At 67.5% G+C, this 20,986-nt stretch carries 15 protein-coding genes; 13 read left to right on the plus strand and 2 right to left on the minus strand.

What is annotated here, in order from left to right:
• Window positions 1-318 precede the first annotated feature (318 nt).
• From rplJ to ACLJK8_RS00045, 9 genes are all read left to right on the plus strand, one after another.
• Window positions 319-834 carry a 50S ribosomal protein L10 gene (rplJ, locus tag ACLJK8_RS00005; protein ID WP_413147896.1) on the plus strand — a complete coding sequence of 172 codons (516 nt, stop codon included), beginning with the start codon at window positions 319-321 and terminating at the stop codon, window positions 832-834.
• Between the two features lie 75 nt (window positions 835-909).
• Window positions 910-1,296, plus strand: coding sequence for a 50S ribosomal protein L7/L12 (gene rplL, locus ACLJK8_RS00010; protein WP_413147897.1), 387 nt, complete (start codon window positions 910-912; stop codon window positions 1,294-1,296).
• Between the two features lie 307 nt (window positions 1,297-1,603).
• Complete coding sequence (gene rpoB, locus ACLJK8_RS00015) at window positions 1,604-5,737, plus strand: DNA-directed RNA polymerase subunit beta (RefSeq protein ID WP_413147898.1); 4,134 nt, start codon at window positions 1,604-1,606, stop codon at window positions 5,735-5,737.
• 46 nt (window positions 5,738-5,783) lie between these two features.
• Window positions 5,784-9,986 (plus strand): DNA-directed RNA polymerase subunit beta', encoded by a 4,203-nt coding sequence (gene rpoC, locus ACLJK8_RS00020; protein WP_413147899.1) that lies wholly within the window; start codon window positions 5,784-5,786, stop codon window positions 9,984-9,986.
• Between the two features lie 138 nt (window positions 9,987-10,124).
• Window positions 10,125-10,427: a PepSY domain-containing protein gene (locus tag ACLJK8_RS00025; protein ID WP_413147900.1), complete on the plus strand. Its 303-nt coding sequence runs from the start codon at window positions 10,125-10,127 to the stop codon at window positions 10,425-10,427.
• Complete coding sequence (locus tag ACLJK8_RS00030; protein WP_413147901.1) at window positions 10,427-11,089, plus strand: response regulator transcription factor; 663 nt, start codon at window positions 10,427-10,429, stop codon at window positions 11,087-11,089. Before ACLJK8_RS00025 ends, ACLJK8_RS00030 begins: the two co-directional genes overlap by 1 nt.
• The gene (locus ACLJK8_RS00035; RefSeq protein WP_413147902.1) at window positions 11,086-12,435 is read left to right on the plus strand and encodes a sensor histidine kinase; all 1,350 of its coding nucleotides are present in this window, start codon (window positions 11,086-11,088) and stop codon (window positions 12,433-12,435) included. The genes ACLJK8_RS00030 and ACLJK8_RS00035 overlap by 4 nt, the downstream gene beginning before the upstream one ends.
• Before the next feature lie 77 nt (window positions 12,436-12,512).
• Window positions 12,513-13,202, plus strand: coding sequence for a calcium-binding protein (locus ACLJK8_RS00040; protein ID WP_413147903.1), 690 nt, complete (start codon window positions 12,513-12,515; stop codon window positions 13,200-13,202).
• A 124-nt stretch (window positions 13,203-13,326) separates the two neighbouring features.
• Window positions 13,327-14,184, plus strand: coding sequence for a MaoC family dehydratase N-terminal domain-containing protein (locus tag ACLJK8_RS00045; RefSeq protein ID WP_413147904.1), 858 nt, complete (start codon window positions 13,327-13,329; stop codon window positions 14,182-14,184).
• 7 nt (window positions 14,185-14,191) lie between these two features.
• Here the strand turns inward: ACLJK8_RS00045 and ACLJK8_RS00050 are convergent, their stop codons facing one another.
• Window positions 14,192-14,680, minus strand: a complete 489-nt coding sequence (locus ACLJK8_RS00050) for a cupin domain-containing protein (protein WP_413147905.1) — start codon at window positions 14,678-14,680, stop codon at window positions 14,192-14,194.
• A gap of 104 nt (window positions 14,681-14,784) precedes the next feature.
• Between ACLJK8_RS00050 and ACLJK8_RS00055 the strand changes: the two genes are divergently transcribed.
• Together ACLJK8_RS00055 and ACLJK8_RS00060 are read left to right on the plus strand one after the other, a co-directional pair.
• Entirely contained in the window at window positions 14,785-15,279 is a 495-nt protein-coding gene (locus ACLJK8_RS00055; protein WP_413147906.1) for a GreA/GreB family elongation factor, read from the plus strand.
• A 2-nt stretch (window positions 15,280-15,281) separates the two neighbouring features.
• The gene (locus tag ACLJK8_RS00060) at window positions 15,282-15,599 is read left to right on the plus strand and encodes a hypothetical protein (protein WP_413147907.1); all 318 of its coding nucleotides are present in this window, start codon (window positions 15,282-15,284) and stop codon (window positions 15,597-15,599) included.
• Window positions 15,600-15,642: 43 nt separating this feature from the next.
• Here the strand turns inward: ACLJK8_RS00060 and ACLJK8_RS00065 are convergent, their stop codons facing one another.
• Window positions 15,643-17,250 (minus strand): bifunctional metallophosphatase/5'-nucleotidase, encoded by a 1,608-nt coding sequence (locus tag ACLJK8_RS00065; protein ID WP_413147908.1) that lies wholly within the window; start codon window positions 17,248-17,250, stop codon window positions 15,643-15,645.
• A 204-nt stretch (window positions 17,251-17,454) separates the two neighbouring features.
• On the opposite strand from ACLJK8_RS00065, the gene ACLJK8_RS00070 reads away from it, so the two are divergent.
• Together ACLJK8_RS00070 and ptsP are read left to right on the plus strand one after the other, a co-directional pair.
• On the plus strand, window positions 17,455-18,681 hold the full coding sequence (locus ACLJK8_RS00070) for an aspartate kinase (RefSeq protein ID WP_413147909.1): 1,227 nt from the start codon (window positions 17,455-17,457) through the stop codon (window positions 18,679-18,681).
• A 24-nt stretch (window positions 18,682-18,705) separates the two neighbouring features.
• A complete protein-coding gene (gene ptsP / locus ACLJK8_RS00075; protein WP_413147910.1) occupies window positions 18,706-20,964 on the plus strand; it encodes a phosphoenolpyruvate--protein phosphotransferase in 2,259 nt (752 codons plus the stop codon).
• Window positions 20,965-20,986 lie beyond the last annotated feature (22 nt).

Below are 20,986 nucleotides of genomic sequence, written 5' to 3' on the forward strand. Positions count from 1 at the left end.
CGCTCTCCTCGACCATGGGGCCGGGCGTCAGCGTCGACATCGCGACCGCGGTCGCCGAATAAGGAATCTCCGTCGGGGGCGACCCCGGCGGGATCAGGGCGGCCGACCTCCGGGGCGGCTTCCCTTCTGTCCGAGACGGTGGGCGGCCGAAAGGCGCTAAGTCCTGCCCGAGACGGGAAACGATCAGGATCGAATTGGGGCCCGCGCGGCTCCGGGGCGGTTTTGGCGGGACCCGGATACGGACCCGAGACGCCGGGAGATGTCCCGGCGAAACTGAGCCGGCGGGGGTCTCCCTCGCCATGAACTTGGAGCAACACTGTGGATAGAGCCCAGAAAGAAGTCGTGGTCGGCGAGCTCGGCCAGATCTTCGCGGACTCTGGTGTCGTCGTGGTCGCGCACTACGAAGGCCTCACGGTTGCCGAGATGACCGATTTCCGCCTGCGTATGAAAAACGCCGGCGGATCGGTCCGTGTCGCCAAGAACAAGCTCGCCAAGATCGCCCTCAAGGGATCGGCCGTCGAAAAGATGGGCGATCTGCTGAAGGGCATGACGGTGCTCGCCTATTCCGAGGACCCCGTCGCCGCCGCGAAAGTGGTGGACGACTATGCGAAGGCCAACAAGAAGCTTGTTGTCCTCGGGGGTGCCATGGGGGCGACGCCGCTCGACGAGGCCGGTGTGAAAGCCGTGGCCCAGATGCCGTCGCGCGAGGAGCTCATCGCTTCCGTCGTCGCCTGCATCGGTGCCCCGGCCGGCAACCTGGTCGCGGCCATTGGCGCGCCCGCGAGCGACATCGCAGGTATCCTCACCACGCTCGAAGAGCGTGAGGCGGCCTGAGCGAAGCAACCCGAAGGGCCGGAGAGGCGAACCCGCCGATACCGGACAGAACGAACCTGATTGGAAACGGATAAAATGGCTGACCTGAAGAAACTCGCCGAAGAGATCGTGGGCCTGACCCTGCTCGAGGCCGCCGAGCTGAAGAAGATCCTGAAGGACGAATACGGCATCGAACCCGCCGCCGGTGGCGCGGTCATGATGGCCGGCCCGGCCGCCGGTGGCGACGCCGGCGCCGCCGCCGCCGAGGAGCAGACCGAGTTCGACGTCATCCTGAAGGCGGCCGGCGCGCAGAAGATCAACGTGATCAAGGAAGTCCGCGCGATCACCGGCCTCGGCCTCAAGGAAGCCAAGGACCTCGTCGAGGCCGGCGGCAAGGCCGTGAAGGAAGGCGTCTCCAAGGCCGAGGCCGAGGAGATCCAGAAGAAGCTCACCGACGCCGGCGCCGAAGTCGAGTTGAAGTAATCCTCCCGGGCGCCTATATGGTGCGGGAGCGATTTTGAAAATGGGGGCTGGACCCGCGGAGACGCGGGCCCGGTCCCCTGTAGGTTTCTCAATGACGTCAAGGGTTTGCTGATCCCCTGACGCTGTCGATGCCTCTCTCAGGACGCCCGACTCGCCCGACGCATGGGCGCACGGGCCTCCTGACAGACGCATCTCGATCCGGGTGCGTGGCCTTGGGACGCCGCGCAAGCATGGGATCGGATCGTCGAGCATGGTCGAGCGCCCCGTTCCCCGCCGGGCCGCTCGCGGCAGAGGGTACCAGAAGAGCATGGCTCAGACGCATTCAGGTCACAAGCGCATTCGGAAATTCTACGGGCACATCCGCGAAGTCGCGCAGATGCCCAATCTCATCGAGATCCAGAAGTCGAGCTACGACCTGTTCCTGCAATCGGGCGACCAGGAGATTCCCCAGGACGGCGAGGGCCTGAAGGGGGTGTTCCAGTCGGTCTTCCCGATCCGGGACTTCAACGACACCGCCGTTCTCGAATTCGTGAAATACGAGCTCGAGGCGCCGAAATACGACGTTCAGGAATGCATGCAGCGCGACATGACCTATGCCGCGCCGCTGAAGGTCACGCTGCGCCTCATCGTCTTCGAGGTGGACGAGGAGACCGGCTCGCGCTCCGTGAAGGACATCAAGGAGCAGGACGTCTACATGGGCGACATGCCGCTCATGACCCAGACCGGCACCTTCGTGGTGAACGGGACCGAGCGCGTAATCGTTTCCCAGATGCACCGCTCGCCCGGCGTCTTCTTCGACCATGACCGGGGCAAGACCCATTCCTCGGGCAAGCTCCTGTTCACGAGCCGCATCATCCCCTACCGCGGCTCCTGGCTCGATTTCGAGTTCGACGCCAAGGACATCGTCTACGCGCGCATCGACCGGCGCCGGAAGCTTCCGGTGACGACGCTGCTCTACGCGCTCGGGCTCGACCAGGAGGGCATCTGCGACGCCTATTACGACACCGTCACCTACCGCAAGGAAGGCGACATGTGGGCGACGCGCTTCTTCCCGGAGCGGCTGCGCGGCACCAAGCCCGCGCATGATCTGATCGACGCGGCGACCGGCGAGACCGTGGCGCCCGCTGGCAAGAAGATCACCCCGCGCATGGTCAAGGAATGGCTCGACCGGGGCGACATCAACGAGATCCTCGTGCCCTTCGAGACGGTGATCGGCCGCTTCTCGGCCAAGGATATCATCGACGAGTCCAACGGCCGCATCTGGGTCGAGGCCGGCGACGAGCTGACCTGGGAAGTCGATGCCAAGACCGGCGATCTCGTCGGCGGCACGCTCAAGACGCTGCTCGACAGCGGCGTGACCGAGATCCCGACGCTCGACATCGATAACGTCAACGTGGGCGCGTATATCCGCAACACGATGGCGGTCGACAAGAACATGAACCGCGACCAGGCGCTGATGGACATCTATCGCGTCATGCGTCCGGGCGAGCCGCCGACCGTGGAAGCGGCGAGCGTGCTCTTCGCAGGCCTGTTCTTCGATCCCGAGCGCTACGACCTCTCGGCCGTCGGCCGCGTGAAGATGAACATGCGCCTCGACCTCGACGCGCCCGACACGACGCGCACGCTCCGCGAGGAGGACATCATCGCCGTCATCAAGGCGCTGGTGGAGCTTCGCGACGGCAAGGGTGAGATCGACGACATCGACCATCTCGGCAACCGCCGCGTGCGCTCGGTCGGCGAACTCATGGAGAACCAGTACCGCGTCGGCCTGCTCCGCATGGAGCGCGCGATCCGCGAGCGCATGTCCTCGGTCGAGATCGACACGGTGATGCCGCAGGATCTCATCAACGCGAAACCCGCGGCGGCCGCGGTGCGCGAGTTCTTCGGCTCGTCGCAGCTTTCGCAGTTCATGGACCAGACCAACCCGCTCTCCGAGGTGACGCACAAGCGGCGTCTCTCGGCGCTTGGCCCGGGCGGTCTGACGCGTGAGCGCGCGGGCTTCGAGGTCCGCGACGTGCACCCGACCCATTACGGCCGAATGTGCCCGATCGAGACGCCGGAAGGCCCGAACATCGGTCTCATCAACTCGCTCGCCTCCTTCGCGCGGGTGAACAAGTACGGCTTCATCGAGACCCCCTACCGCAAGGTGGTGGACAGCCAGGTCACCGACGAGGTGCACTACATGTCCGCGACCGAGGAGATGCGGCACACGGTGGCGCAGGCCAACGCGCAGCTCGACGACGAGGGCCGCTTCGTCAACGATCTCGTCTCGACCCGCAAGGCCGGCGACTTCATGCTGAACCCGCCGTCGAACGTCGATCTGATCGACGTCTCGCCGAAGCAGCTCGTCTCGGTCGCCGCCTCGCTGATCCCGTTCCTCGAGAACGACGACGCGAACCGCGCGCTCATGGGCTCGAACATGCAGCGTCAGGCCGTGCCGCTTCTGCGCGCCGAGGCGCCCTATGTCGGCACCGGCATCGAGGAGATCGTTGCCCGCGACTCGGGCGCGGCGATCACCGCGCGCCGGGCGGGTGTCATCGACCAGGTGGACGCCATGCGCATCGTCGTGCGCGTGACGGAGGATCTCGCACCGGGCGAACCGGGCGTGGACATCTACAAGCTCCGGAAGTTCCAGCGTTCGAACCAGAACACCTGCATCAACCAGCGGCCGCTGGTGAAGGTGGGTGACACCGTGCGCAAGGGCGAGTTCATCGCCGATGGCCCGTCGACCGATCTGGGCGAGCTCGCGCTCGGCAAGAACGTCCTCGTCGCCTTCATGCCCTGGAACGGCTACAACTACGAGGACTCGATCCTCATCTCCGAGCGGATCGTGAAGGACGATGTCTTCACCTCGATCCATATCGAGGAATTCGAGGTCTCGGCCCGCGACACCAAGCTCGGGCCGGAGGAGATCACGCGCGACATCCCGAACGTCGGCGAGGAGGCGCTGCGCAACCTCGACGAGGCGGGCATCGTCTATATCGGCGCCGAGACGGGCCCGGGCGACATTCTCGTCGGCAAGATCACCCCCAAGGGTGAGAGCCCGATGACGCCGGAGGAGAAGCTCCTCCGCGCAATCTTCGGCGAGAAGGCCTCGGACGTGCGCGACACCTCGCTCCGCCTGCCGCCGGGCAACTACGGCACGGTGGTCGAGGTCCGCGTCTTCAACCGGCACGGCGTCGACAAGGACGAGCGCGCGCTGCAGATCGAGCGGGAACTCGTGGAACGGCTCTCCCGTGACCGCGACGACGAGCTCACGATCCTCGAGCGCAACATCTACGCGCGCCTCAGGACGCTGATCCTCGGCAAGACCGCGGTGAAGGGTCCGAAGGGGATCAAGGCCGGCTCGGAGATCACCGAGGAACTGCTCGGCACGCTCTCGCGCGGCCAGTGGTGGCAGCTCGCCCTCGGCGACGACCAGGACGCGCAGGCGCAGGAAGCCCTGCACCAGCAGTTCGAGATCCAGCGCAAGGCTCTCGAGCGCCGGTTCGAGGACAAGGTGGAGAAGGTCCGCCGCGGCGACGACCTGCCGCCGGGCGTGATGAAGATGGTCAAGGTCTTCATCGCGGTGAAGCGCAAGCTTCAGCCGGGCGACAAGATGGCCGGCCGTCACGGCAACAAGGGCGTCATCTCCCGCGTCGTGCCCGAAGCCGACATGCCCTTCCTCGCGGACGGGACGCCGGTCGATTTCGTGCTGAACCCGCTTGGCGTGCCGAGCCGCATGAATGTCGGGCAGATCCTCGAAACCCACATGGGCTGGGCGGCCCGCGGTCTCGGCCGCGCGATCGACCAGGGCCTCGACGAGTACCGCCGCACCGGCGACATGACACCGACCCGCGAGGCGATGAAGGTCGCCTATGGCGAGCAGCTCTACAACGAGGTGCTCTCCGAGATGCCCGAGGAGGACTTCCTCGAGGCGGCGGGCAATGTCACCCGCGGCGTGCCGATCGCGACCCCGGTCTTCGACGGCGCCAAGGAGAAGGACGTGAACGACGCGCTCCAGCGCGCGGGGTTCGACACCTCGGGCCAGTCGATCGTCCATGACGGCCGCACCGGCGAGCAGTTCGCGCGTCCGGTCACCGTGGGCGTGAAGTACCTGCTGAAGCTGCACCATCTCGTGGACGACAAGATCCACGCGCGCTCGACGGGGCCGTACTCGCTCGTCACCCAGCAGCCCTTGGGCGGCAAGGCGCAGTTCGGCGGTCAGCGCTTCGGCGAGATGGAGGTCTGGGCGCTGGAAGCCTATGGCGCCGCCTACACGCTGCAGGAGATGCTGACGGTCAAGTCCGACGATGTCGCCGGCCGCACCAAGGTCTACGAGTCGATCGTCAAGGGCGAGGACAATTTCGAGGCCGGCGTGCCGGAATCGTTCAACGTTCTCGTCAAGGAGATCCGCTCGCTTGGCCTGAATATCGAGCTTCTGGACTCGGAAGCGGAGTGAGGGCGCCCGGCGCCCTCCCTTTCCCGAACTCGATCAAGGATTTGAGATGAACCAGGAACTCACCAATCCGTTCGCCCCGGTCCAGCCGATGCGGACCTTCGACGAGATCAAGATCTCGCTCGCCTCGCCGGAACGAATCCTCTCCTGGTCCTACGGCGAGATCAAGAAGCCGGAGACCATCAACTACCGCACGTTCAAGCCGGAGCGGGACGGGCTCTTCTGCGCCCGGATCTTCGGCCCGATCAAGGACTACGAGTGCCTGTGCGGCAAGTACAAGCGGATGAAGTATCGCGGCGTCGTCTGCGAGAAATGCGGCGTGGAAGTCACGCTGCAGAAGGTCCGGCGCGAGCGCATGGGCCATATCGAGCTTGCCTCGCCGGTCGCGCATATCTGGTTCCTGAAGTCGCTGCCCTCGCGCATCGGCCTCATGCTCGACATGACGCTGCGTGACCTCGAACGCATCCTCTATTTCGAGCAGTATGTCGTCATCGAGCCGGGCCTGACCGATCTCAAGCACGGCCAGCTTCTGGGCGAGGAGGAATACCTCGACGCGCAGGACCGGTTCGGCGAGGACGCGTTCCGCGCCGGCATCGGCGCCGAGGCGATCCGGGAGATGCTCGCCGCCATCGACCTCGATTCCGAGGCCGAGCAGCTGCGCGCCGATCTCGCGGAAGCCACCGGCGAACTGAAGCCGAAGAAGATCATCAAGCGGCTGAAGCTCGTGGAATCCTTCCGCGAGTCCGGCAACCGTCCCGAGTGGATGGTGCTCACCGTGATCCCGGTGATCCCGCCCGAGTTGCGCCCTCTGGTGCCGCTCGACGGCGGCCGCTTCGCGACCTCGGACCTCAACGACCTCTACCGCCGGGTCATCAACCGCAACAACCGCCTGAAGCGGCTGATCGAGCTGCGCGCCCCCGACATCATCATCCGCAACGAGAAGCGGATGCTGCAGGAATCGGTCGACGCCCTCTTCGACAACGGCCGCCGGGGCCGCGTCATCACGGGCACCAACAAGCGCCCGCTGAAGTCGCTCTCCGACATGCTGAAGGGCAAGCAGGGCCGGTTCCGCCAGAACCTGCTTGGCAAGCGCGTGGACTTCTCCGGCCGCTCGGTCATCGTGACCGGCCCGGAACTGAAGCTGCACCAGTGCGGCCTGCCGAAGAAGATGGCGCTCGAACTGTTCAAGCCGTTCATCTACTCGCGGCTTGACGCCAAGGGCCTCAGCTCCACCGTGAAACAGGCCAAGAAGCTGGTGGAGAAGGAGCGCCCGGAGGTCTGGGACATCCTCGACGAGGTGATCCGCGAGCATCCCGTCCTGCTGAACCGCGCGCCGACGCTCCACCGTCTCGGCATCCAGGCCTTCGAGCCCGTGCTGATCGAGGGCAAGGCGATCCAGCTTCACCCGCTGGTCTGCTCGGCCTTCAACGCGGACTTCGACGGCGACCAGATGGCCGTCCATGTGCCTCTCTCGCTGGAGGCGCAGCTGGAAGCGCGCGTCCTGATGATGTCCACGAACAACGTGCTGAGCCCCGCGAACGGCAAGCCGATCATCGTGCCGTCGCAGGACATGATCCTCGGCCTCTACTACCTCTCCATCGCGCGTGAGGGGCAGCCGGGCGAGGGCATGATCTTCTCCTCGATCGAGGAGGTCGATCACGCGCTGCAGAACGGCATCGTCAACCTGCACTCGAAGATCACCGCCCGGATCGAGCAGATCGACGAGAACGGAGAGAGCGTGACGCAGCGCTTCGAGACCACGCCCGGCCGACTCCGGCTCGGCGCGCTGCTCCCGAAGAACTTCCGCACGCCCTTCGACATCGTGAACCGGCTCCTGCGCAAGAAGGAGGTCGGCGAGGTCATCGACACCGTCTACCGCCACTGCGGCCAGAAGGAATCGGTGATCTTCTGCGACCAGATCATGTCGCTCGGCTTCACCGAGGCGTTCAAGGCCGGGATCTCCTTCGGCAAGGACGACATGGTGATCCCGGAGGAGAAATGGGGAATCGTCGGCGAGACCCGCAGCCAGGTCAAGGACTTCGAACAGCAGTACATGGACGGCCTGATCACCCAGGGTGAGAAGTACAACAAGGTCGTCGATGCCTGGTCGAAGTGTAACGACAAGGTCACGGATGCGATGATGCGGACCATCTCCGCCACGCGGCGGGACGAGGGCGGCGCCGAGCAGGAGCCGAACTCGGTCTACATGATGGCCCATTCCGGCGCCCGCGGCTCGGTCACGCAGATGAAGCAGCTCGGCGGCATGCGCGGCTTGATGGCCAAGCCCTCGGGCGAAATCATCGAGACGCCGATCGTGTCGAACTTCAAGGAAGGCCTGACCGTGCTCGAGTACTTCAACTCGACCCACGGCGCCCGCAAGGGCCTCTCCGACACCGCCCTGAAGACGGCGAACTCGGGCTATCTCACCCGCCGTCTCGTGGACGTGGCGCAGGACTGCATCGTCAAGATCGACGATTGCGGCACCGACCGTTCGATCACCGCCCGCGCGGCGATCGCGGATGGCGAAGTCGTGGCCTCGCTCTCCGAACGCATCCTCGGCCGCGTCGCCGCGGAGGACGTGCTCGATCCGAAGACCCAGGAGGTGATCTTCCGCCAGGGCGATCTGATCGACGAGCGCGCCGCCGACATGATCGAGGCCGCCGGCGTTCTGGAGTTCCAGATCCGCTCGCCGCTGACCTGCGAGGCCGAGGACGGGATCTGCGCCCAGTGCTACGGGCGCGACCTCGCCCGCGGCACCAAGGTGAACCCCGGCGAAGCCGTGGGCATCATCGCGGCGCAGTCGATCGGCGAGCCGGGCACGCAGCTCACGATGCGGACCTTCCACATCGGCGGCATCGCCCAGGGCGGCTCGCAGAGCTTCCTCGAAGCGAGCCAGGAGGGCGAGCTTGCGATCCGCAATTCCAACATGATCACCAACGCCGATGGCGAACAGATCGTGATGGCGCGGAACATGGAGCTCGTCATCACCGACGAGAACGGCGTCGAGCGGGCGGTCCACAAGCTGACCTACGGCTCCAAGCTGCTCGCGAAGGAAGGCACGCGCGTGGCCCGCGGCGACAAGCTCGCCGAATGGGACCCCTACACGCTGCCGATCATCGCCGAGAAGGCGGGTGTCGCGAAATTCGTCGATCTCGTGGCGGGCTTCTCCGTCCGCGAGGAGACCGACGACGCGACCGGCATCAGCCAGAAGATCGTCTCCGACTGGCGCGCGGCCCCGAAGGGCAACGAGTTGAAACCGGAGATCATCGTCATGGACCCGCTCACCGGGGAACCCGTCCGCCTCGCGAACGGCAATCCGGAGGTGCATGCCATGTCGGTGGACGCGATCCTCTCGGTCGAGGATGGCCAGGAAGTCCGTCCGGGCGACGTGCTCGCGCGTATCCCGCGTGAAGGCGCGAAGACGAAGGACATCACCGGTGGTCTGCCGCGGGTGGCCGAACTCTTCGAGGCGCGGCGTCCGAAGGACCACGCGATCATCGCCGAGGTCTCGGGTACCGTGCATTTCGGGAAGGACTTCAAGAACAAGCGCCGCATCACGATCGTACCGAGCGAGGAAGGCGTCGAGCCCGTCGAATACATGGTGCCGAAGGGCAAGCACATCCCGGTGCAGGAAGGCGACTTCATCCAGAAGGGTGAGTACATCATGGACGGCAACCCCGCCCCCCATGACATCCTCGCCATCATGGGCATCGAGGCGCTGGCCGACTACCTGATCGAGGAGGTGCAGGAGGTCTACCGGCTGCAGGGCGTGAAGATCAACGACAAGCACATCGAGGTGATCGTTCGCCAGATGCTGCAGAAGTGGGAGATCGCCGAGTCCGGCGGCACCACGCTCCTGAAGGGCGAGCAGGTCGACAAGATCGAGTTCGACGAGGAGAACGAGAAGGCGATCGCCGCGGGTCGCGAGCCCGCCAAGGGCGCACCGATCCTGCTCGGCATCACCAAGGCGAGCTTGCAGACGCGGTCGTTCATCTCGGCGGCCTCGTTCCAGGAGACGACCCGCGTGCTGACCGAGGCGGCGACCCAGGGCAAGCGCGACCGTCTCGTGGGGCTGAAGGAGAACGTCATCGTCGGACGCCTCATCCCCGCCGGCACCGGCGGCGCGACGCATCAGATCAAGCGGATCGCGACCGAACGCGACCACAAGATCATCGCCGAGCGCCGCGAGGAAGCCGCCGAGGCCCTGTCGGTCGACGAGCCGCTGACGGCGCCGATCTTCGACGGCGAATAGGACCCGCCGGTCCGCGCGGCCAACCGCGCGGCCGACACGAAGGGGCGCCCTACCCGGGCGCCCCTTTTTTCGTGCGCCCACGCGCTGGCGGCCACATCCGTCAGCGCCGTGTCAGGCGAAATGACGCATGATGGCCGCATGAAAACCCTGCTCACGACAGCCACCCTGCTCCTCGCCTCGACCGCGAGCAGCGACTCCCCCGACGATCCCGACCGGGCGCGTCAGGCGATGGAGCTTGGACTGGCGAAACCGCTGGTCGAACTGCTGCCGATGGTCGAGCGCGAGACCAAAGGCCATGTGGTGGAGGTCGAATTCGAGTTCATCGAGGACGGCTATATGTACGAATTCGAATTCATCGGGCAGGATGGCCACCTGATGGAGGCGGTCGTCGATGCGAAGACCGGCAGGATTCTTTCGGTCGAGGCGGACGAGGACGACTGATGCGCGCTCTGGCCGTCGAAGACGACCCGCGGATCCAACGCGACCTTGCCGCCGCGCTCTCGGCCGCCGGGTTCCGGGTCGAGACCGCCGCCGATGGCGAGCAGGCCTGGTTTCTCGGCGATACCGAGGATTATGATCTAGTCGTGCTCGACCTCGGGCTGCCGGTGATGGACGGGCTGGCCGTGCTGAAGCGCTGGCGCGCCAATGGCCGGGACATGCCGGTCATCATCCTGACCGCGCGGGGCGCCTGGACCGAGCGCGTCGAGGGGATCGACGCCGGCGCCGACGACTATCTGCCGAAGCCCTTCCACATGGAGGAACTCGTCGCGCGCGCCCGGAGCCTCGTGCGTCGCGCGGCGGGGCGGGGCGCGCCCATGATCACCGCCGGCGCGCTGGCGATCGACGCCAACCGTATGACCGCGGTGCTGCGCGGCGTACCGCTGGCGCTCTCGCCGCTCGAATACCGGCTCATGGCCTATCTCGCCCTGCATCGCGAGCGGGTGGTCGCACCCACCGAACTGCTCGAGCACCTCTACGGCGACGACGACGCGCGCGAGGCGAACGCGCTCGAGGCACTGGTCGCCCGGCTGCGGCGCAAGCTCGGACCGGGGGTGATCGGCACACGACGGGGCTTCGGCTATTTCATCGAACAGGCCGCGTGAGCCGCGATTCCGTCAGGCTCCGGCTCGTCGTCGCCGGGACGGTGGCGGTGCTCATCGCACTGGCGCTCGCCGCCGTGGGGCTCGACCTGCTCTTCCAGCGCCATGTGGAGCGGCGCGCCTTCGCCGAGATGCTGGTCGATCTCGACCAGCTGGCGGCGGGCATGACGCGCGATGCCACCGGGGCCTTCAGGATCGCCCAGCCGCCCACCGATCCGCGCTACGGCCAGCCGCTCTCGGGCCATTACTGGCAGGTCGATACCCCGGCCGGGCCCTTGCGTTCGCGTTCGCTCTGGGACAGCGCGCTGACGCTGCCGCCGCGACCCGCGCCGCCCGGCGTCGCCCGCGAGACGACGGCGATCGGTCCCGGTGACACCAGCCTGCTCGTGATCGAACGAACGCTCGCCTTCGGTCCCGACGGCCACCGGATACGAACCGCCGTGGCGATGGACAGGCGCGAGCTGCGCGACGCCGCCCGCGCCTTCCTCCGCGATCTCGTGCCTTATCTCACGCTGCTCGGCGTCGCCCTCGTCGCAGCGGGCGCGCTGCAGGTCGCGGTGGGTCTGCGGCCGCTGGCCGCCGTGGGGGCCCGCGTCGCCGCCGTTCGCTCCGGCGCCGAGCGCCGGCTGGGGCGCGACTTCCCCGCGGAAGTGCGCCCTCTCACCGCGGAGGTGGACGCGCTCATCGAGGAACGCGAGACGGAGCTTGCCCGTGCCCGGGGCCGCGCGGCGGATCTGGCCCATGGCCTGAAGACGCCGCTGCAGGCGCTGATCGGCGAGGCGGACCGCTTGCGTGCCAAGGGGGACAGGGAGAGCGCGGACGGAATCGAGGAGATCGCACTTGCGATGCACCGCCACGTCGACCGGGAGCTCGCCCGTGCCCGCGTCGCCGCCGCGGCGCGTTCGGCGACCTGCGATCCGGGGCGGGTGATCGAGCGGCTGCTGGCGGTACTTCGCAGGACACCCGACGGCGCGCGGCTGGACTGGATCGTGACCGCGCCGCGGGGGCTTCACGCGCGAATCGACGCGGACGATCTGACCGAGGCGCTCGGCGCGCTCATCGAGAACGCGTCGCGACACGCAAGCGAGGCAGTCGAAATCCGAGTATCCGCCAGCGCGGACCGGCTCCTGATCGAGGTCGAGGATGACGGGCCGGGAATCCCGCCGGATCAGCTCGAAACGCTGGCTACACGCGGCGTTCGGCTCGATATGGCGGGTCCAGGGGCCGGACTCGGGCTCTCGATCGCCTCGGAGATCGTCCGGGCGGCGGGAGGATCGCTCCGGTTGAATAACGGAACCGCGGGCCTTGTCGTCAGTCTGGACTTGCCACCGGGGGCGATTTCCTCCTGACATGCGCGTGACGATTCGCGTCAGACGGGCGTTTGCCCCGTCAGTTAGAGGAAGCGTCAAACGAGAGGAGACGCAATATGCTCATCCGAGGCAACTCGAGCAACAACAACCTTACCGGCACCGCGGACGCCGATGAAATCTTCGGTTTCAACGGCAACGATCACCTGATCGGCGCTGGCGGCAACGATCGCATCTTCGGTGGCCGGCACGCCGACCATCTCGACGGACAGGCCGGCGACGACCTCCTGAACGCCGGCACGGGCCATGACGCGGCGCACGCGGGCGCCGGGAACGACACGATCTACGGCGGCGGCGGCAATGACGAAATCACCGGCGGCGACGGCAGCGACCGTGTCTCGGGCGGCTCGGGCACCGACGAGTTGAACGGCGGCCGGGGCTTCGACACGCTCTTCGGCGGTCTCGGCGACGATGAACTCGAAGGCGACGGCGGCGGCGACCGTCTCGTGGCCGGCGAAGGCGACGACACGCTCGACGGCGGCACCGGAGCCGATGTCCTGGTCGGCGGCGCCGGCGCGGATGTCTTCGAATTCGACGCCGGCGGCGGCCGCGACCGGATCGACGATTTCGAGTTCGGCGTGGACCGGATCGACTTCGAGGAATTCGAGTTCGCGGATCTCGCAGCCGCTCTCGCGGTCGCGACCGAGGAGGGCGACGACGTGGTCTTCGCGCTCGACACCACCTCGGAAGTGACCATCCGGAACGCGAGCATCGCGGATTTCTCGGAAACCGACTTCATCCTCGGCTGAGGCCGGGCGATCTGGAAGGCGGCCGGGATCTCCCGGCCGCCGACACCAAGGTGCCATTGCACCGCACCGTCCCCGCCGCGATGCTGGTTCTCAGCCCGCCCGCAGCCGAGGGAGAACGACCACCGTGCCCGAAATCGAAATCGCGCCCGCGGATATCACCGGCTGGATCGGCCGCTCGGAGCTGGCGGAGGATGACGCCACCCCCCTGCTCGCGCGCCGGATGGCCGGCCTCCTCGATCGCGATCCGCCGGAGATGGGGGAGGTCTGGCCGCATTGCTGGATCTGGGCGCTGTTCTGGCCGGCCCTGCGCCATGATGCGACCGGAGCGGATGGTCACGCGGCACGCGGCGGCTTCCTTCCGCCGATCGATCTGCCCCGGCGGATGTGGGCGGGATCGCGCATCATCGCCCAGGCGCCGATCCGGGTCGGGGATCATGTCACCCGCCACTCGACCATCGCCAAGGTCGCAGAGAAATCCGGCCGTGCCGGGCGCCTCTGCTTCGTCACCGTCGAACACGCGCTCGCGGTCGGCGGTGAGTCGCGATTGACCGAGATCCAGACCATCGCCTATCGCGAGGCGACGGCGGCCGCGCCCTCCGCCGCCAGCGATCCCGGACCGGGGGCGGATTTCGAACCCATGTGGCGCCGCCGCGTCACGCCGGACCCGGTGCTGCTCTATCAATACTCGGCCGCGACCTTCAACACGCACCGCATCCACTACGACCATCCCTATGCGAACGGCGTGGAGGGCTATCCGGGCCTCGTCGTCCACGGGCCGCTGACGGCGACGCTGCTGATGGAACTGCTCGGCGAGAATCTGCCGTCGGCCGCGCCGAAGGACTTTCAGGTCACCGCGCTCCGGCCCCTCTTCACGCCAGCGCCGTTCGATCTCGTCGGGCGGGCGGACGGCGGCGCCTTCCGGCTTCTGGCGCTGAGCGAGGACGGCCATCCGGCGATGCGGATCGAAGGCACGTATCGCTGAGTCGCGATCAGTCCTTCGGGGCGGCGTGGATCGGATCGACCCAGTAGACCTCCTCGGGCGGCTCCACGGGATCGACATCGGTGATGTTCACGACCACCGCCTCGTTGTCCGACCGGACCAGCACGCATTCGAGCGGCTGGTCGGGGTCGGCGTTGATCTCCTGATGCGGCACGTAGGGCGGGACGAAGATGAAATCTCCGGGACCTGCCTCCGCCACGAATTCCAGCCGCTCGCCCCAGCGCATCCGGGCGCGGCCGCGGACCACGTAGATCACGCTCTCGAGCGCGCCGTGATGATGGACGCCGGTCTTCGCATTCGGCTCGATCGCGACGGTGCCGGCCCAGATCTTCTGGGCGCCGACGCGGGCGTGGTTGATCGCCGCCTGCCGGAACATGCCGGGTGTCTGCGGCGTGTTCGGGTCGAGTTGATCGCCCTTGATCACCCGCACCCCGTCATGCTTCCAGCGCGGCTCCGTCCCGGTGTGATCATGCGGCATCCGAGCCTCCCGTCCAACCAAACCTCGCCAGCATGCCGCGGCGCGGCCGCGATGGCCAGCGGAGCCGCTAGGCGCTACACTGATCGTCTGAGAGGGAGACTGACATGAGCCGTGCCTTTGTCCGCGAAGATGACGGGTCCCGCCCCGAGGTGCCGCCGGAGATCCCGGTGAGCGCCGCTCCGAACCTCGTCACGCCGCGCGGCCTTGGTCTGATCTCGGCCGAGATCGAGCGGCTGGACGCGGCTCTGGACGCGGCCGAGCCCGAGAGCGATCAGGCGGCGCGGCTCCGCCGCGACCTGCGCTACTGGAACCTCCGCCACGCCACCGCGCGGCTCACGCATCCCGACCCCAACGTGCCGGGCGTCCAGTTCGGCAGCCGCGTCACGTACGAGACCGAGGAGGGCGAGCGCAAGACGGTGGAGATCACGGGCGAGGACGAGGCCGATCCCGCCTCGGGCCATATCGCCTATACCGCGCCGATCGCCCGCGCGCTGATGGGCGCCGAGCCCGGATCGAGCGTCACGGTGACGCTCGGCCCCCGGAGGATGGAGCTCGAGATCCTCGCCGTGGAAAGCGCCGAGGGCGACAAGGAGGCCTGAACATGCGCGGGCTCGTCGCGGTCGTCGTTCTTCTCGCCGCGCTCTCGCCCGCGCTCCCGGCCAATGCGATCGAGGTCTGCAGGGAGAACCATCTCGGACAGGTCGTCTGTCGCGGGACGCCGACGCATGGGCTCGACCCGATCACGCCCTTTCCGCCGCGCTCGAAGATCATCCCGCCCGCGCCGACACCTCAGGCACGCGTCCCCGGCAGGCGGACCAATACCTTCGGCGACAGCTACCCGAAGGCGGACGAGACGACGACCGGCCGCCCCCGCCCGCGCGTCTGCCGGAGCGACAGTTTCGGCAACCTCCGGTGCTGAGGCTCACTCCCGCGCGCTCACCCGGCGTGCTCGCCCGGCGCACTCACTCGGCGCGCGTGATCCGGTCGGCGGGCGGCGGCGTGAAGCCCTGACGCTTGCCGAGATAGGCGGCCACCACATCCTCGAGGTTCGGTCCGTAGTCATAGGCGTTGGTGCCTTCGTCACGCAGCACCGCGTAGCCATCGCCGCCGTTTCGCAGGAAGTTGTTGGTGACGACGGTGTAGATCCTCGCCGGATCGATAGGGACGTAGCCGTCGCCCTCGGCGACGAGCACCTCCCTGATCCGGCCTTCGTTCGGCGCGACCTTCGGGTCCCAGGTGAAGCGCAGCCCCGCGACCTGCGGGAAGCGGCCGCCGCCCTCCTCGACCTGGCTCACCCCGTTCTCCAGCGCCGCGATGATCCCGGCGCCGGCGATGTTGAAGGTCGCAAGCGTGTTCTGGAACGGCAGCACCGCGAGCACGTCGCCCATGCTGACCTCGCCCGCGCCGATCGAAGCGCGCAGCCCGCCGCCGTTCGTGAGCGCGATGGTGACGCCCTGCCCCTTCACACGGTCGAGCATCGCATCGGCGACGAGATCGCCCATCGCGCATTCACCGGTCCGGCAGCTTTCGCGCGTCCCGTCGATATCGGCGCCGGCCTCGCCGACCCGCCGCTGCTTCAGGGCCTCGATCCGACCGGAATAGCCGCCGATGGCATCGAGAGCCGTGGGATCGGGCGTCACCGAGGCGTCGAGCAGGGCGGTATCCCCGGTCGCCTCGGTCACCACGCCCGCGTCGTCGAAGGTGAGCGCCAGATCGCCCAGATATTTCGAATAGGCCCCGGCCGAGACCACCGGAACCTTCACGCCCTCGGGCCCGTCGACCATGAGCGGATAGGGATAGGCGGCCGTCTCATCGGTGTTCGAGAAGAGCGTGTGGGTGTGCCCGCCGATGATCGCGTCGATCCCCGCCACCGACTGGGCGACGCGTATGTCCTCCGGGACGCCGAGATGGCTCAGCAGGATGATCCGGTCCACGCCCTGATCGCTCAGCGCCTTGACGTCGCGTTCGATCGAGACCGCCGGCGCCTCGAAGGTCACCGTCGGCCCCGGCGTCGAGATCGTCTCGGTGTCCGGCGTCACCGCGCCGACGATGCCGACCCGCTCGCCGCCGAGTTCGATGACCCGGGGGCCGACCGCGAGCGGCGCGAGCGCCGGCTCCTCGGTGATGACGGCGTTGCCGAAGATCAGGGGAAAGTTCGCGCCCTGTGCGAATTCCGCGAGCGGCCCCGGTCCGAGATCGAACTCATGGTTGCCGACGACCATCGCATCGAGCCCGAGCCGGTTCATGAAATCGAGCTCGGCCTTGCCGGAATAGGTGGTGAAGAAGAGCGAGCCCTGGAAGACGTCGCCCGCGCTCAGGACGAGCATCGGCCGGCTTTCGGCCTCGGCCGCGTCGCGGCGGGTGTCGATCGCGGTCAGGAGCCGCGCGGCGCCCCCAAAACAGGCGCCCTCCTTCTCCTCCTCGCCGGAACAGGTCGAATCGAACTTGTTGATCGACTCGATCCGGCTGTGGAAGTCGTTGAAATGCAGGATCTCGAGCGTGAAGGCCTGCGCCGCGCCGGCGCCCAGAAAGAGCGTCGCGAGCGCGACGAGCGACGGCCGTACCGACATGGCTGATCCTCCATGAGCCACCCCCGCGCGCGGCCCGCGCGTGGCTGGGCGCAGCATGGCGTCCCCGCTCGTTTCGCGCAAGTCACTCGTCCCGGCGGCGAAAACGCCCGCGCCGCCGCGCACTCCGCGAGCGGCCGAGCAGGCGCCTTGCGGCCGGGAAGCGGGCGGGATAAGAGGGCGCGAAAAAGCATCGAGGGGCCGGGAATGCCCAGACTTGTGATGAAGTTCGGTGGCACCTCGGTCGCCGATCTCGAGCGCATCCGCAACGCCGCCACCCGTGTCAGACGCGAGGTGGAGAACGGTTACGAGGTCTGCGTCGTCGTCTCGGCGATGTCGGGCAAGACCAACGAACTCGTCGGCTGGGTGCGCGACACCTCGGTGCTCTACGACGCGCGCGAATACGACGCCGTCGTCGCCTCGGGCGAGAACGTCACCGCCGGGCTCATGGCGCTGACGCTTCAGGAGATGGGCGTCCCGGCGCGGAGTTGGCAGGGCTGGCAGGTGCCGCTCCGCACCAACTCCATGCATGGCGGCGCGCGGATCGAATCGATCGACACCACGATGCTCGACCAGAAGTTCTCGGAGGGCCTGCACGCGGTCGTCGCCGGCTTCCAAGGGATCAGTCCCGAGGGCCGGATCGCGACGCTGGGCCGGGGCGGCTCCGACACTTCCGCCGTCGCCTTCGCCGCCGCGCTCGGGGCCGATCGGTGCGACATCTATACGGATGTCGATGGCGTTTATACGACCGACCCGAGGATCACCAAGAAGGCGCGCCGCCTCGACAAGATCTCCTACGAGGAGATGCTCGAACTCGCGAGCCTCGGCGCCAAGGTGCTGCAGACCCGCTCGGTCGAGCTTGCGATGCGCTACAAGGTGCGCCTTCGGGTGCTCAGCAGTTTTTCCGACGGGCCCGGCACGCTCGTCTGCGACGAGGAGGAAATCTTGGAAAGCAGAGTGGTGAGCGGCATCGCCCATTCCCGCGACGAGGCCAAGCTGACCCTGATCAGCGTCGCCGACCGTCCCGGCATCGCGGCCGCGATCTTCGGTCCCCTCGCCGAGGCGGGTGTGAACGTGGACATGATCGTGCAGAACATCGGCGCGGACGCGCGCACCGACATCACCTTCTCCTGCCCCGTGGACGAGGTGCCGCGCGCCCGGCGCGCGCTCGAGGAAGCGGTGGCGGAGGGTCAGATCGACTACCGCGGCCTCGACGTGGACGAGGAAGTGGCGAAGGTCTCGATCGTCGGTATCGGGATGCGCAGCCACGCGGGCGTCGCCCACAAGATGTTCGCGGCCCTCGCCTCGGAGAGCGTGAACATCAAGGTCATCACCACCTCCGAGATCAAAGTCTCGGTGCTCGTGGACCGCAAATATCTGGAACTGGCGGTTCAGGCACTGCATGATGCGTTCGAGCTGGAAAAGATCAGCTGAGTTTCCTTGACCTACGGACGGCCCATGCCCTTTTCCGACGCGGTAGACAGTCGGGTCATTCTCACGCGCTTGCGCGCCGCGCTGGCCGAGTCCGGCGAGGGGCAGGAGAGGCTTGACCGAATCGTCAACCTGATCGCCGACGGGCTCGTGGCCGAGGTGTGCTCGGTCTATCTCCGGCGGGAAGAACAGATGCTCGAGCTCTGCGCGACCCGCGGGCTCAACCCGGAGGCGGTGCATCAGACGCGGATGCGGGTGGGCCAGGGTCTCGTCGGCCGGATCGCCGAGCTCGCCGAGCCGATCAACACCCCCGACGCGCCGCGCACCAAGGGCTTCCGCTTCATGCCCGAGACCGGCGAGGAAGTGTTCTCGAGCTTCCTCGGCGTGCCGATCCAGCGCCTCGGCGAAGTGCTCGGCGTCCTCGTCGTGCAGAACCGCGAGGCGCGAGAATATACCGACGACGAGATCTACGCGCTCGAAGTGGTCGCGATGGTCATCGCCGAGATGGCGGAGCTCGGCGCCTTCGTGGGCCCGGGCGCGATGGAGATCGCCCGGCCGCACAAGACGCCGTTCTTCGTCCGGGGTCTCGTAGGACAGGAGGGCGTGGCCGAGGGCGTCGTGCTGCTGCATGAGCCTCAGGTCTTGGTGAACAATCCGATCAGCGACGATCCCGCGCGGGAATGCGCGCGGCTCAGGAGCGCCATCGTCGCGCTCCGCGCGGAAGTCGACCAGATGCTGGCCGCCGACTACCTGACGGCGAGCGGCGAGCATCGAGACGTGCTCCAGGCCTACCGGATGTTCGCCCATGACAAGGGCTGGGTCCGCCGGATGGAGGATTCGATCGAGAGCGGCCTCGCCGCCGAGGTCGCGGTCGAGAAGGAGCAATCCGCGACCCGGACCCGGATGAGCCGCGTCGCCGATCCCTATCTGCGCGAGCGCCTGCACGATCTCGACGACCTGTCCAACCGGCTCCTGCGGCTGCTCGCCGGGGTCGATGCGAACAGCGGGCGCGACATCCCGGAAAATGCGATCCTCGTCGCACGCAACATCGGACCGGGCGAGTTGCTGGATTACGGCCGCACGCTCAAGGGCGTCGTGCTCGAAGAGGGCTCGGTCGGCAGCCACGCGGCGATTGTCGCCCGCGCCCTCGCGATCCCGCTGGTGATCCAGGCCGCGCGCATCACCCGCGAGGCGCTGAACGGCGACGTGATCATGGTCGATGGCGATCAGGCCATGGTGCATCTCCGCCCCGAGGAAACCATCGCCCGCGCCTTCCGCGAGAAGGTCGAGATGCGGGCCGAGGCGCAGCACGCCTATGCCGCGCTGCGCGACAAGCCCGCGACGAGCCGGGACGGGATCACGCTCAACCTGCACATGAACGCGGGGCTGATGGCCGACCTGCCGAGCCTGTCGAAATGCGGCGCGCTCGGGGTCGGGCTCTTCCGGACCGAGTTGCAGTTCCTGATCCGCACCACGGTGCCGAAACGGACGGATCTCGCCGCGCTCTACGCCCATATCCTCGATTCCGCCGGCGACAAGCCGGTGGTGTTCCGCACGCTCGACATCGGCTCCGACAAGGTCCTGCCCTACATGAAACGGGGCGAGGAGCCGAACCCGGCCCTCGGCTGGCGGGCGATCCGGGTCGGGCTAGACCGGCCGGGGATCATGCGGATGCAGGTGCAAGCGCTGCTCCGGGGCGCGCGCGGCCGGCCGCTCAACGTCATGTTCCCCTTCGTGACCGAAAGCGCCGAGTTCGAGATGGGGCGCGAGATCGTGCTGCGCGAGGTCGCGCGCGAGAAGGGGCTCGGCAATGTGCTGCCCGCGGGCCTCAGGATCGGCGCGATGCTCGAGACGCCGAGCCTCGCCTATGCGCCGGACCGGTTCTTCGAACTGACCGATTTCATCTCCGTCGGCGGCAACGATCTGAAGCAGTTCTTCTTCGCCGCCGACCGCGAGAACGAGAAGGTGCGCCGCCGCTACGATTCGCTCAGCATCAGCTTCCTGACCTTCCTCGAAGGCATCGTGCGCCGCTGCGCCGCGCATGGCACGCCGCTGTCCTTCTGCGGCGAGGATGCCGGGCGACCGGTCGAGGCGCTCGCCTTCGCGATCGTCGGTTTCCGCAACCTCTCGATGCGCCCGGCCTCCATCGGTCCGGTCAAGGCATTGCTGCGGCAGATCGATTTCGAGGAGCTTCGCGCCGTCTTCGACGCGACCCGCGCGCAGGGTCACAGGAGCTTCCGCCCCGCGCTCGAGGAATGGCTCGCGGCCCGCGGCTTCCAGTTCTGAGCGGTCGGGTCCTGAACGGGGT

This window comes from Amaricoccus sp. W119 (genome assembly GCF_047275745.1).
GTDB lineage: Bacteria > Pseudomonadota > Alphaproteobacteria > Rhodobacterales > Rhodobacteraceae > Amaricoccus.